This is a genomic window from Paenibacillus sp. FSL K6-0108 (assembly GCF_045040695.1).
In the GTDB taxonomy this organism is placed as follows: Bacteria; Bacillota; Bacilli; order Paenibacillales; family Paenibacillaceae; genus Paenibacillus; species Paenibacillus pabuli_B.
The window spans coordinates 3,878,678-3,892,012 of record NZ_CP150288.1; the positions used below are offsets into that span (position 1 = coordinate 3,878,678).

The 13,335-nt window shown below is 42.0% G+C and carries 13 protein-coding genes and 1 pseudogene; 2 read left to right on the top strand and 12 right to left on the bottom strand.

What is annotated here, in order from left to right; genetic code table 11:
- Positions 1–673: 673 nt before the first annotated feature.
- Positions 674–1,435 carry an SDR family oxidoreductase gene (locus MHB49_RS17525; RefSeq protein WP_405152332.1) on the bottom strand — a complete coding sequence of 254 codons (762 nt, stop codon included), beginning with the start codon at positions 1,433–1,435 and terminating at the stop codon, positions 674–676.
- 241 nt (positions 1,436–1,676) lie between these two features.
- Between MHB49_RS17525 and MHB49_RS17530 the strand changes: the two genes are divergently transcribed.
- Positions 1,677–2,228, top strand: a complete 552-nt coding sequence (locus MHB49_RS17530) for a TetR/AcrR family transcriptional regulator (protein ID WP_405152333.1) — start codon at positions 1,677–1,679, stop codon at positions 2,226–2,228.
- 576 nt (positions 2,229–2,804) lie between these two features.
- Here MHB49_RS17530 and MHB49_RS17535 read toward each other — a convergent pair.
- From MHB49_RS17535 to MHB49_RS17560, 6 genes are all read right to left on the bottom strand, one after another.
- Positions 2,805–3,023, bottom strand: coding sequence for a hypothetical protein (locus tag MHB49_RS17535; protein ID WP_405152334.1), 219 nt, complete (start codon positions 3,021–3,023; stop codon positions 2,805–2,807).
- A gap of 187 nt (positions 3,024–3,210) precedes the next feature.
- Positions 3,211–4,326: a Gfo/Idh/MocA family protein gene (locus MHB49_RS17540; protein WP_405152335.1), complete on the bottom strand. Its 1,116-nt coding sequence runs from the start codon at positions 4,324–4,326 to the stop codon at positions 3,211–3,213.
- Between the two features lie 189 nt (positions 4,327–4,515).
- Positions 4,516–5,085, bottom strand: a complete 570-nt coding sequence (locus tag MHB49_RS17545; RefSeq protein ID WP_405152336.1) for an SDR family NAD(P)-dependent oxidoreductase — start codon at positions 5,083–5,085, stop codon at positions 4,516–4,518.
- Positions 5,086–5,129: 44 nt separating this feature from the next.
- Positions 5,130–5,555 carry a MarR family winged helix-turn-helix transcriptional regulator gene (locus MHB49_RS17550; RefSeq protein ID WP_405152337.1) on the bottom strand — a complete coding sequence of 142 codons (426 nt, stop codon included), beginning with the start codon at positions 5,553–5,555 and terminating at the stop codon, positions 5,130–5,132.
- 30 nt (positions 5,556–5,585) lie between these two features.
- Positions 5,586–6,713, bottom strand: coding sequence for an NtaA/DmoA family FMN-dependent monooxygenase (locus MHB49_RS17555; protein WP_405152338.1), 1,128 nt, complete (start codon positions 6,711–6,713; stop codon positions 5,586–5,588).
- Positions 6,714–6,739: 26 nt separating this feature from the next.
- Positions 6,740–7,774 (bottom strand): LLM class flavin-dependent oxidoreductase, encoded by a 1,035-nt coding sequence (locus MHB49_RS17560; RefSeq protein WP_405152339.1) that lies wholly within the window; start codon positions 7,772–7,774, stop codon positions 6,740–6,742.
- A gap of 252 nt (positions 7,775–8,026) precedes the next feature.
- Here MHB49_RS17560 and MHB49_RS17565 point away from each other — a divergent pair, with 252 nt between their 5' ends.
- The gene (locus tag MHB49_RS17565; protein ID WP_405152340.1) at positions 8,027–8,380 is read left to right on the top strand and encodes a winged helix-turn-helix transcriptional regulator; all 354 of its coding nucleotides are present in this window, start codon (positions 8,027–8,029) and stop codon (positions 8,378–8,380) included.
- A 388-nt stretch (positions 8,381–8,768) separates the two neighbouring features.
- Here the strand turns inward: MHB49_RS17565 and MHB49_RS17570 are convergent, their stop codons facing one another.
- From MHB49_RS17570 to MHB49_RS17590, 5 genes and pseudogenes are all read right to left on the bottom strand, one after another.
- A complete protein-coding gene (locus MHB49_RS17570; protein ID WP_405152341.1) occupies positions 8,769–9,074 on the bottom strand; it encodes a MarR family winged helix-turn-helix transcriptional regulator in 306 nt (101 codons plus the stop codon).
- Positions 9,075–10,298: 1,224 nt separating this feature from the next.
- Positions 10,299–10,868 (bottom strand): annotated as a pseudogene (locus MHB49_RS17575) (serine hydrolase); the annotation flags it as partial.
- 83 nt (positions 10,869–10,951) lie between these two features.
- Positions 10,952–11,569: a TetR/AcrR family transcriptional regulator gene (locus tag MHB49_RS17580; RefSeq protein ID WP_405152342.1), complete on the bottom strand. Its 618-nt coding sequence runs from the start codon at positions 11,567–11,569 to the stop codon at positions 10,952–10,954.
- A gap of 151 nt (positions 11,570–11,720) precedes the next feature.
- Positions 11,721–11,912, bottom strand: a complete 192-nt coding sequence (locus tag MHB49_RS17585) for a hypothetical protein (protein ID WP_405152343.1) — start codon at positions 11,910–11,912, stop codon at positions 11,721–11,723.
- A gap of 29 nt (positions 11,913–11,941) precedes the next feature.
- Positions 11,942–13,330, bottom strand: a complete 1,389-nt coding sequence (locus tag MHB49_RS17590) for an amidase (RefSeq protein WP_405152344.1) — start codon at positions 13,328–13,330, stop codon at positions 11,942–11,944.
- Positions 13,331–13,335: the final 5 nt, after the last annotated feature.

The following is a 13,335-nucleotide window of genomic DNA, read 5'->3' on the forward strand; positions in this document are numbered from 1 at the left end:
CCGAATGATATTTAGCAGACTAAATGTATCACGATGATATTAAAGTGTCAATTCACCTTAGAGTTACCGCCTAATAGGGGCAACTTTGGAGTTAAGGAAGTTGGGATTTTCGTAATTTTTTAGCAAATCATTACTTTATTAGTCCATCACTTAAGGTTTATAGTCAGAAATCTTTTATAGAGCCAGTTACATCACTTGACAAAGGACAAGACTTGTACTGATTTGCGTATTAAATGCTTAAGATCATTTTTCACGAATAAAAACTATTATTACATTGTGACGGTCCATGGCTTTCACAACCATGGATCGTCACAAAACAAAAGCAAAAATATCTTAGATAAGAGTTCGTCAGATCTATGATTTCAATCTCCACATCTAGAATATGGGCGAACGCAGAACTTGCTTGCTCAGGTAAACGAGCAAGTACGGTGACGGTAGCACCTGTAGAGACTAATGCAAGGGCAGTCTGAAGACCAATTTTTGAAAAGTCCGCCGGTTACTATCGCATGTTTACCATCAAGATCAAAACGATCAACGACTTCTAGAGAAGTCCTTCTTACGCCAATACTCAAGATCAATTGACTCTCTCCCAACGATATTTTTTTATTTGCTATAGACTTTAAATAAAACATAGCTTGGTAACAATGAAACCGACAGTCATAGAAGGATGAACTTAATGGTCTGTTGCTGCTTGGCTCGCCATATCGTTAAGTTGCGTTACAAAAGCGCCTTCATTCGGACCTTGATGATCACGAATCATTTTCGCTTGTTCCACTAGAATCTCTTCAGCATCCGTACCGAGTAATCTTATTGTCTCTTTAATGAATGCTTCAAGTGGCATCGCATGTGGATCCTCACTAAGATCTGTCATGAGTTCCGTTTGAACCCCAGGTGGTATGATTTCTAATACTTTTACTGTTGTATCTTTAAGCAAATAACGTTGTGATAAGGTATAGGAATGGAGCGCTGCTTTGGTCGCCGAATACACCGCAGTCGCTGCGTACGGAATAAACCCGATTGAAGAAGTCGTATTAATGATCACGGCTTCTTCTTTAGACTTCAAATGTTCGATTAACGAAGACGTCATTCGAATTGGTCCAAGAAAGTTTGTTGAGACCGTCGAAACCAGAACCTCTTCATTAATCACACCCGCAGCCTCATCAAAAAGCATGATGCCGGCGTTATTAAATAAGACATTCAAATCAGGAAAGTCCCGAATAAGTTGCTTAGCGGTTGCCTCAATACTGGAAAGATCCTGTATGTCCAGTTCTACTGCAGATATTCCGGGATTAGCACTTAGTACTTCCTCCAGACGCTCTTTTCTTCTACCCGAGATGATTACTTTGTTTCCAAGGTTGTGTAAAGCTTCTGCCAATGCACGTCCAATTCCTGAACCGCCACCTGTAATGAAGATCGTGTTTCCTGTAAGTTTCATTTAAATTACCTCCAATATTCGGTTTTTTATTTATTTTGAAATTTTATTACATACATTGTTAGATATAATTGGTACTTACTATTAACCTTGTACTTTAAAGTTTCTGAATGGACTAACCACCTTCTGAGTATTATACTATTACAACAATAGTTGCTTTAGTAGTTCAATTGTATCCGGAACATCATTGAGGAACAACCAACAATGCGAGCCATTTGTTGGTTTAAAAAAGGGAGATAGATCAATGGGACTTAAAGTAAGAAATATTCGTACAACTCGAACAAGAGAATCCATTTTCGAGGCACTTTTTGAACTGATGGAAGAAAAAGATTTTGATAAAATCACAATACAAAATTTAACGGAGCGGGCCCAAATCAATAGGGCAACTTTCTATGCTCATTTCCAAGATAAATATGAATTGTTGGATGAGATTATAAGAAAATCAGCGGAAGAACTTATTCAACAACATACTAATGGTGTGTGTGCATTTACAAGAGACAATATGATGCAATTAGTATTCGCAGCATTTGAGTATCATCAACAAGTCAAAAAGAAATGTCGCCGGAACTATAAAAAAATTATCCCTCTACTCTCTTCAAAGTTAGTCATTGCACTAAAGCATTATTTTAATCTTTGTATGCAGGAGATATACTCTGATGAAGATGAACGTACTTTGTACGTACAAATCTATGCCAACATGATTAATGAAGCAGTTACTCTGCATACTGCTGAACAAACTAAACTAACAGAACGAAGTATAGCAGAGCGTGTTGTTCAAATGATAAACCTGTACTAATCGAAAAAGTGAGCCGTAGTTACGTAACAGCAGCTACGGCTTTTCTATTGTAATTTATAAAATTGGCCTATAAAATCGCAGCCACTAATGCCGCTTCATTTACTTTTGCATCTCTTACTAATCCTGAAGAGTTCAAATAGCTATCGGTTCCCGTTAACTTAATGATTTCAATCAACCAACGAAGTTACATCTGTTCTGATTTTTCCAGATCGGTCAGATAGTTTTGGTCCAGTGATTTAACCATGTTCGTTCCCCTTGGTGGCTCACATTTCAAGTTTTCACACAGTTGCATCTGAATTACCCATCACACAGACAATAGAACAATTTCTCTTGTCCTACATGGAGATTAAATTACCTAGAGACTCACTAATTCCGACACATTTGGAGGAATTCCACCCTTACGACTGTCGAATATTATAATCAATCGCATCTGTCATGATTTATCCCTTCCTATCGTTCAAATGATATTTAGCATACTAAATTCATCACGATATATTACAGTTGTCAGTTTACCTTAGAGCTACCGCCTATGGGGGGCAACTCTAAAGCTCAGGGAGTTTGGCTTTGTCGTAACATTTATTTTTTGGCAAATCCTTGCTTTTTCAAATAATCCAGCACTTGAGGATTAATACTTCTCTGGAGATGATCCTGAATGTGGTCACTCCATCCTTTTACTTTTTTCACGCTGAAGGGGGCTTTGGTCGATCGATTTTCATAATACTTCAACATCGCCTCATCATAGGTAGCTAATTTATCTTGATCTAGAGATTGATACTGATTTTCAAATAATACCATGGATTGAGGCAGCCGAGGTTGATCTGTGATTCGAATAATGGACACAGCCTGTAGAAGACTGAACGATGAAGTTTGACTAGCTGCCTGAAAGATTGCATCTCTTTGTTCCTCCGTCAGGGGTTGAGATGTGTAAGAACGAAACGATGTAATGAGAGCAATACAATGTGCTTAATTGCTACGGATTTTTTTAATTGTGTGTATAGAAATATTGACGATCACCGGTCTGTGCTGATTTTTCGACGGCATCCAGAAACTGATGAAGTTTCACCGCATCCGCGAAAGTAGGTGCAGAGGTAGTGCCTTCTTGAATATCTTGCGCGAATTTACGATAAGCCTGAGCCATATTCAGAACAAATCCGGAGTCATTTTTTAGAGATTGCGGGCCCCAGTAATAGGAATCCGGAATGGTTAGTTCACGAAGGACGTTGTCAGTAGCTCCAGCACCGCGTAATTGGTGTGATCCGAATTGAATGGATGCAGGCGCACTCAGCACGATTGTCCCCTGATCCCCAAAAATTTCAAGCGTTAGTCCTGTCTGATGTTTGACTCCACCTTGAATATGAACACTCGCTGCTGCACCACTCGTTAATTTTCCAGTAATCAGTATTTGATCATCTGTCGTCTTCTTGATGACTTTCTGAATATCCACCAATTCAACTTCAGGAAATTGCTGTGCTGTGATGGAAGAAAGTTCGGTAAAATCTCCAAGCATATAGGTAAATGCATCCAGATTATGTCCACCTACAATGGTCAGCAAGTTCCCTCCAATCTTCCGGTCAAATAGGTACGCACTTGACTTGTCGCCCATGCCGCCCATGCTATCAATGGAGATCTTCAAACTGGCAGACAACACTTTCCCCACATAACCTTCTGCCAATAAATCTTTCACATACTGAACGGCCGGGGCTTGTCTGGCCTGTAATCCAATCGCATTTGGCAATTTAGCGGACGCTACCCATTCCTGCATTTCAAGTGCTTCAGCCGTATTGGATCCCAGTGGCCATTCGCAATAGATTGGTTTTCCAGCAGGCGCGATGGCTTTAACGGCGTTATAATGTTCCTTAACGTTAATACTGACAACGACCATGTCCACATCAGGATGTTGAGCCAGCTCCTCCATGTTATCAAAGCCGTAATCTGCGTAGAAAGCTTCTACGCTTTTCTTCGCACTCGCCATATTACTTGTCCCCACTGCTGTAAGCTCAAACTCATCCAAATGCTCAATGGCTGGAATATGCGTACCTCTCGCCCACCCATTATTAATTGAAGCCCCTATGATTCCTGTACGAATTTTCTTACTCAATGTAAAACATCCCCTTATTTTTAAATGTGTTATTTCAGCCGTACCCTGACCTTCAATAGATTAATCACTCATGTTAATTCATCAATTGCTTTATACTCTTAGGGAAAGTCTCTTCCGCCTGTGTTCTGTTTTCGTATAGGGTATACCATGCTGCGGCTACCTGATCCGGATCAAAACTCGAATCTTTCTTCATAAGTGGACTAATGGAAAGATGCCCAACAAGTGAGATAGCAATGCCTCATGCAAATTAAGAATATAGTTCCGCAAGCCGGACATACCTATCCCTGAATTTCCAAACATGGAACTTGGAATCATGGCAGAGAGTTCACTTGTAAAAAGAATCGCGCCTTGACCACGTGCAATCATTTCTGGGACAACTTGTCTAGCGGTATTAATAGCTCCAATAACTACATTACTGAAAATATGATGTGCGCTTTCGTCTCTCGTTTCCAGGACAGGTGTCACTTGTACATTTCCGTTATGTGGACTGAATTCCACCACGTCAATTGTGCCGAATGTATTTCTAATTTGTTGAAATGCTGCGGTTAGTTGCATCTTGTTGGTAATATCCGCGGCGAAGCCCTTTGCCTCTATTCCCATCCCATTCAACTGTTCTGCGTATTGATTAAGCTTGTCCTGACTTCTGGACACCATAGCAATGCAAAAACCATGTTTTCCAAATGTTTTAGCCAGTGAGAAACCCAGGCCGGGCCCAGCGCCAATTATAGCAATTGTTTCTAAAAAGTAACCTCTCCTCATTGTGAAAATTCAGCTTTTTTATATGCATATAGATGATGGACAACTCAAGATAAATTCCTCTCTAATTTCTTGATTAATCGTCGGAGGATCAAACAATCTTCTATTGAAATGGCGTGTAGTAATTTTCCTTGTTGTACTTTCCATTTGACATCAACCGGGATCTCTAATTCTTTTCCTTTGTCGGTGAGATAAATTCGCATTACTCTTGCGTCGTGTTCATCACGTTTCCTGGTAATAAACCCATTTTGCTCTAATGATTTAACCATATTGGTAACCGTAGGAGGTTCACATTTTAGATGTTCACAGAGTTTCATTTGTGTGATTCCATCATCTAACCACAAGCGATACAGTAAATTATCTTGACCAACATAAAGGTTAAGTTCTCTTAGTAATTCGCTATAATGTCGACGCATCTGAGAGGAAACTCGATCTAACGTTTGTCGAATATCACAATCCACTTGATCTGTCATTCATCCCCCCTCTCATTTTATTTAGCAAGATTACTTCGTGTATTTATTTTCAGGGTAAGGTAGACCTAAATTCCCCCGAAGCGTGTCGTCCTCATATTCCTTGCGGAATATGCCTTTATCTTGCAAGATGGGAACAACCAATTTAATGAAGTCCTTAAACCCTGCTGGATGATCTTGTCTGATGAGCAAGATATCCATGACGCCTGCTCGATACCAATGTTCGATTTGTTCGGAAACGTGCTCCGCCGACCCTATCAACCCAGGCTTCGGCATTCGATAACCTTTAGGCATCCATGATTCGATTTCCTTTAGCTTTTCGAGAGCCTCTTTCTCCGTTCTACCAACGATCGGATTGTGAGAAGGCATCAGCAACAGGTCATGTGGTGAACGGCCCTGATTTTGTACTCTACGTTTCAGTTCAGCAGTGAATGCTTTGAGGTATTCCAAATCATGTCCAGGAGCCATGATAACTTCCGCATGCTGTGCAGCAATATCCATGAACTCCGGGGAAGTACCCGCTTGAAAGACCACCGGTCTACCTTGACTCGATCGACTGATATTTAAAGGACCCTCCACGGAGAAGTAATTCCCGTTATAATGTAGAGGATGCATCTTACGCGGATCATAGAATACCCCTCGTTCCTTATCACGTATAAAGGCATCGTCTTCATACGAATCCCAAAGGCCTTCAACAATTTCCAAAAACTCTTTTTTCATGGGATATAGATCTGCTTTTCTTAAATGGGACCGACTGTAATTGGCTAACCCTCCCGGATTCGAGGTGATCGCATTCCACCCTGCTCTGCCCTTGCTAATCTTGTCGAGTGAGGCAATTTGCCTGGCAACTGTAAAGGGATCAGCATATGAAGTCGCTATGGTTGCAGCCAAGCCAATGGAATGTGTTACCATACTTAGTGCAGACAAAATGGATACGCCCTCAAACATACTTAGATAGTGCGGGATCATGCCAGGTCCAATATGACTTACATCTGCCAAAAAGATGAGATCGAACTTTCCCTGTTCAAGTTGTATGGCTTTCTGTACGTAATACTCAATATTTTCACTGGCATCTGCCGGAATAGCGGGGTGTCTCCAACCCGTGTGATTCCAACCCACGCCGTCAATAATTCCTCCTAATTTAAGCATTCTTTCTTTCATTTTTGAATGATCTCCTTTTCACGGGCTCACTTATTTTCCTGTGATAAGCCTAATTCTTTGGCCAATAATTCATGCCCTTTCTTACGGCTCTCTTGATTGGGGTAAAAGTCTGCAATCATGATTTCATCCACTAAACTTGCTTTCGAAAGCTGACTGAGCTGCTCTGCAACTTGTCCAACACTTCCAATCACAAAGCGATCCTTATTACGTTCCCTAGCCAGCTCTTCATGAGGCGTGTATCTGTGATTTTTGGCTTCTTCCGGTGTAGGAAAAGTAAGATTTCTCGTCCCTGTACTCATCTGTGCCCACATTAATTCCGCCGGCCCCGCGGTATATTTAGCCTCTTCCTCCGTTTCAGCTGTAATAACGATCGTCGCTAACATACTTTGAGGTTCAGTTAAATAGGACGAGGGCTTAAAATTCGAACGATAAGCTCTCAACACAGGAATAGCCAGTTGTGGTGCCAAATGAGCTGCGAATACAAACCCTAATCCTTTTTCCAAAGCAAAATGTAATCCACCCTCGCTAGATCCCAGCATAAACATATCCGGAACCATTGAATGATCCCCCGGAGGATGGATGTGATTAAACGGGTGGTTGGCTTTAAAGTCACGGGCAAAGAAGGAAAGCAAGTTATCTAATTGCTCTGGAAAATCATTAACCTCCATTAATTCTTGGGATCTTAACAATGCCCACATGGTTCTGCCATCCGTACCTGAAGCTCGGCCAATCCCAAGATCAACACGCCCTGGATATAATCCTTCGAGAAGAGTAAAATTCTCCATCACTTTCAAGGGACTGTGATTAGGCAACATGATTCCCCCTGAACCTACTCGAATGCTTCTGGTGTGAGCGGCTGCATGCAGGCTCAGCAAGTCTGGAGAAGTACTCATCAAGTTTGTTGTGTTATGGTGTTCTGTAAACCAATACCTGTTGAATCCCCACTGTTCTGCTAATTGGACCATTTCCGTCACGTTCTGGAGACTTTCCGTTGCCGCAGTTCCGTTATAGATATGAACAAAGTCCAAAATCGAAAGCTTTAGTCCGTTTGCTGTATTCACATCAGTTACTCCTTTCTATGTTATATTCATTATTTAGCTTGCTAACTATAGGATTAAAAAATATAATGATTACTTAGCCTGCTAACTATAAAACCAAAATAAGATTATTATTCTTTTACATTTTAGGTAAACTAAAATGGTTTTGTTTTGGTTGTTGACCCCATCATAAGTGTATTCGTTTCGGTTTGCAAAGAGGGCAATTTAAATGAACATAGTACATCTATTTGTACCTATAGATTAGGAGAGATATCAATGAAAGTTTGTAATGAAGGATTTGATAAAGATTTTATGGCTGAAAAAAGCGACATGTACGCGATAGCTTTCACCCAAAACGTTCTTTCCGGACGGTGGAAGTATTTTATATTATGGTTCTTAAAAGATGAAACACGTCGTTATTCGGATATTAAAAAGTTCCTTGGAGATCTATCTCAGGGCTCGCTAACAAAACAACTTAAGGAATTAGAGAAGGAGGGTGTTATTAAACGTGATGTTTATCCAGAGGTTCCTCCACGAGTCGAATACTCGTTAACAAATAAAGGAATGAAGTTACTGCCCATTCTTAAAAAGATGGAGGACTTCGGTAAAGAATACGGCGATAATACTTAATCTTAGCTCTAATCTTCAAGGAACATTTTCGGGTTAATTAGCGAGCAGAAAAAAATTAGATATCTGACTATTCGGAGATGACACAATGTTCTTGTCCTTTTCGGCAAAGGTACTAAGTTCTTGTCCCGCGACATTTTCAAAGAAAAATAGACTGCAGGTACCAGCTAAACATTTGTTATTGTTGCGACGTTGCCCTTGACAGCTCGGGCCACTTCCTCATCAGGTGCGGTATACACGGTCTTCAGCCTGCTAAACAAATAGAGAGAAACTTATAATAAGTTTCTCTCTATTTGCTTCAAAAGCTTTCGTAAAAGCAGGTGTTCATCCGGTAAAATGGAATGTAGTAATTTATCTTGCTCCTCTCTCCATTTAAAATCAACCGGCTCCTCTAACTCTTTGCCCTTTCAGTTAGAAAAATTCGCATAACCCTTGCATCTAGTTCATCACGTTTACGGTATAAAAATCCGTTTTGCTCCAGTGACTTAACCATGTTGGTTACCGTAGGTGGTTCACAATTCAGATGTTCGCTTATTTGCATTTGTGTAATACCATCACCTAACCACAGCCGATAAAGCAAATTCTCCTGGCCTACATAAAGATTAAGTTCCCTTAAAGATTCACTATAATCCCGGCGCATTTGGGAAGAAATTCGATCTAACGACCGACGAATATCACAATCAACCTTATCGTTCATAGTTTACCCTCAACTCATAAAGTATATTTAGCAGACTAACTATAACATGGTGAAATTGAGGTGTCCACATCTCTAAAGGTCCTTTTATTTCTTGGCATATCCTTGTTTGTTTAAATACTCCAGCATATTGGGGAGAATAGCTCTGGGAAATATCTCCTGGATATGCCCACTCCATCCTTTTACTTTTTTTCGGTGAACGGGGCTTTAACAGGACGGTCCTCATAATAATAATACTTCAGCATGGTTCCATCATAGACGGATAATTGCTCTTTATCGAGTGTCTGATACTGGTTTTCAAATTTTAGTTAATTATCAAATCGGCAATAATACCATGTTCTTGTCCCTTTTCGGCAATGGATACATGTTCTTGTCCTTCGCTCGGGACAAGAACATGTATCCATAAATCAAAAAAACCGAGGCCAGTGAAAGTAGTTTTCTTCAATAAGAATGTGCTCATGAACTGGTTGATTGACATCGACGCTGCGGTTTTCTGGCACGATATAAAGCTCGGGATGCTCTCTGCCCCCCGCATTCGATAAATCGGTTTCTACGAATGATAACATCATTCACCCTCCCGGATTCAAACCAGCTACTCGCGTCATTCGCCAATCAGGATCCCGCTCATAACGGTACGTTCGAACTGATTATCTTCAATTAGGACTTTTCCGGAACTGGTCGCAAGGATGCCGCGGGTTGGAATTCTGGAAAAATGATTGTTACGTATCTCGACATCCGGATTCCATTTGACTCGGGGTTATCGTGTGTGATTCATCTGATTATGGTTATAGAATAGAATTCTTAATATAAAAAGAACGATAATCGGCTTATATTCATGGCTCTTTTCGACAATCTGTATATTTTGTTGTCACTCGACACCGTTTATACCTGATTAAATGCTACTAGGAAATTAGTAAAAATGATCTTGCCGCTAGAGAGCAGCGTATCGAGGATTAAAGAGTTTTCAGCAATTTATACACACATGGCTGTCAATCATACTGCTGCACTGGTCCAACGTTCACGGTATGCGCTTTAAATCGTGCACTTCAGGGATTTATCTGTATCTTTCTTCTCCAAAATGTCTCCACATTTGCGTCAAAATCCTACAATGGGGTCACTTTTGTGCATTTTTTAATGACACAAATCAAACCCCATAAAATAAAAAAAAGCCCAGAGAATCAGGCTTTAGTACTTTTCGTAATGGGGGCACATTTGTGTCATTAGACATATATGATGTGTCAATTCTGACGCAGCTAGCTGCCCCAATCCCGGCAACGACTCATAGCTTCTCTTCCACAAATATGTGCGTCCATTCTTCTCGGTGACGAATTTGACCTTGGAGGTTCCATTCTCGTTTATAAAGCTTCATCTGAAGTGTTCGTCTCCTTATCGACAGGAATGGTCAGCTCTCCGTCCTCGCTCTCGGAACTGTGAATCACTGCTGGCGTAATAGCCTGCTTGCTTCATTACAGCTTGCGGTACCCTGGTCTTTACGGGCTTAGCAAATGATTTGTCCGGCTTGAAGCTCTTGATTTCGTCCTTTTCCTTGAGTGCTTGCAGCAACAATTCGCTTGCCAACAGTTGATTTGTTCCACTATTACCGCCGGAAGTTAACACAGCAGCTGCCATATTTTTCTCAGGAAGCTCTGGCCAAATGCCTTTCTTGTATTCCTCCTGTTCCATCGCCCGAACCGACTTGTCTTAAAGAATATTGTTTGTCTGTCCCATAAATATTTGCGAGAATCGTACCATATCTTCTGCTGTGGAATGAATCCCCCCGCTAGCAATCACATTAACAAAATAAGTTCTAGTGCGGAGACTGAATGTCTCGGCAGGACTATCCCTCATCAAGGTTATGTGGCTTTGGGCCAGCCCCTCAATTAACGTCTATGAGCTTTTATACCTTCAATAAATATGCGTTGTAATCCATCAAGAACTCGTTGGCTCGTAAAGCCTTCATCTTGGAGATGGTAATCGATATTGTGAAGCACGGCCAGCAGGGCTTCAATGGTATATGGAATGTCCACTCCGGATACGTCTCCCTGTTCAACGGCCTCATTTAGCAGATTTCTGCTTATATTGCGCATCCATTGACATAACGGAGATTGTAACGGACGATGCCCGGTTGAGGCCCGACCGACCTCACAGAGCCAAGGAACTTTTGCCTCTAAAAAAGAAACATATCTTACTATTACATGGTAAAGCCGGTCCAAGGCAGCGGTTTCTGGGGATTGATCAAGAAATGCTTGAACTTCATCAAACAAGGGTTGGTACTCTTCACACGCGATCTCCAGACAGATGTCGCCCTTATCCGAGTAGCGGCGGTATAGGCTTGCTTGACCTACTCCAGCAGTCTTCGCAATCTGATGCATATTGACATTGTCAACACCGTTTTTGATGAAAAGTTCTCTAGCTGACGCCAAAATTCGTCTTCGGTTTAACTCCTCTCTGGGAATTTTCGGAGAGGCAGATTGCGATTCTGAATTCACTATAAACATCTCCCTTTATCTTAAATTAACCGTTATTTAATGTGAAAAACGGACAATATGTCCGTTTTTTCGTGTATGGGACATGTTGTCCGTCAATTCATATTATCATACATTTCGTGAAAATTAAAAATACATTCATTGGGTGACCGATAAACTTTTTTTATTTCTTGGTATAGTACTTTTTGTAAATTGGAGGCAATTGCGGTTCAATGCCCGTTAGGTCCAGTTCCATCAAACTTGCGATCGTAGGAATAAACTGCTCGTACGCTTTTTTGTTGTCGCTCGTCGTTTCTGTTCCGGTTTCGGTCGATGCTTTCCTGTTAACTTCAGAGTTAAGTTGCTTCTGTTCCATAGGATACCCTCCATCAAATTTAGTCAGGCTTACAAATCTGGATGTCTCTTGTGCCAGTCGGTATTCATCTCATAAGTATTGCCGATACCTAGTACTGTCGCTTCTTCGAAGGGGCGGCCAATCAATTGCATATTAATCGGCAGACCGGAAGGTGAGAACCCGCAAGGCATGCTCAGGCTAGGCAAGCCGGTCAAATTGGTCGGAACCGTAAATGAGTTCAATCTGAATACACTAGCATTATCATCTGCACGTGGCGCGGTGATCGGTGTTGTCGGCGTCAACAGGATGTCGATTCCGGACAATGCATTCAAAAAATCATTGACAATTAGTTGTCGGGCCCGCTGAGACTGGAGGTAAATGGAAGCCGGAATATCTCTGCTGCTTTCAAGAAACATTCGGACATCCGGACCATACTGTTCTAATTCTGTCTCAAGCCACTTCTCGTGGTTCGAGTACATTTCCGTCATCATAATGGCCATCGTCGCGCTTTTAACATGTTTGATCATGGGCAGGCTGACTTCGATGATTTCCGCTCCCAGTTCTCGGAATTTATTGATAGCGGCCTTCATCGCGGCTTCCACTTCCGGCATCAAATCCTCGTAATAGTAGCTTGTCGGCAATCCGATACGTACCCCCCTGAGACCATTCGGATACATCTTGATACCTGGCGCAGGCAGATCGACCGTCGATTCATCCTTCGGATCGAAGCCTGACATCACATCCAAGCACAGGGACGCATCCATGACGCTTCGGGTCAACGGACCTGAGTGGTCCAGTGACCAGGCCATTGGAATGATACCATACCGACTGACCCGACCGTACGTCGGCTTCATCCCTACGACCCCGCACAAGGCGGCGGGTATGCGGATCGAGCCTCCGGTATCCGAGCCTGTGCCCAGATAAGCAAGTCCAGCCGCCAAAGCAGAAGCCGAGCCGCCGCTTGAACCTCCCGTTACAAGTTCAGTGTTCCACGGATTGAGGCAAGGACCGAAGTGCGGGCTAGTTGTTGTTAATCCCGCAGCGAACTCGTGAGTCTGTACTTTGCCCAGCAGAACCGTGCCAGCCTCATGTAGCTTAGTTGCAACCGTCGAATCGTAATCGGGGACGAAGCTGTTCAATATTATTGAACCGGCAGTTGTTCGGATCCCTTTCGTGTAATATAGATCCTTATGAACGATGGGAATCCCGTGAAGGAGCCCTTTATACCGACCATGCATAATATCGCGTTCCGCTTGCTTCGCTTGTTCAACCGCCAGCTCGGACGTTTGGGTAACGAAAACGTTCAGTTTCGGATTCAAACGTTCGATGCGATGAAGCGCATGTTCTGTAATCTCTACCGGGGATATTTCCCTTGTTCGGATCCCTTCGGCCAGCTCATGAATAGCAGCAAAGGACAGTTGGGAATTTAATTTACTCATCTCGT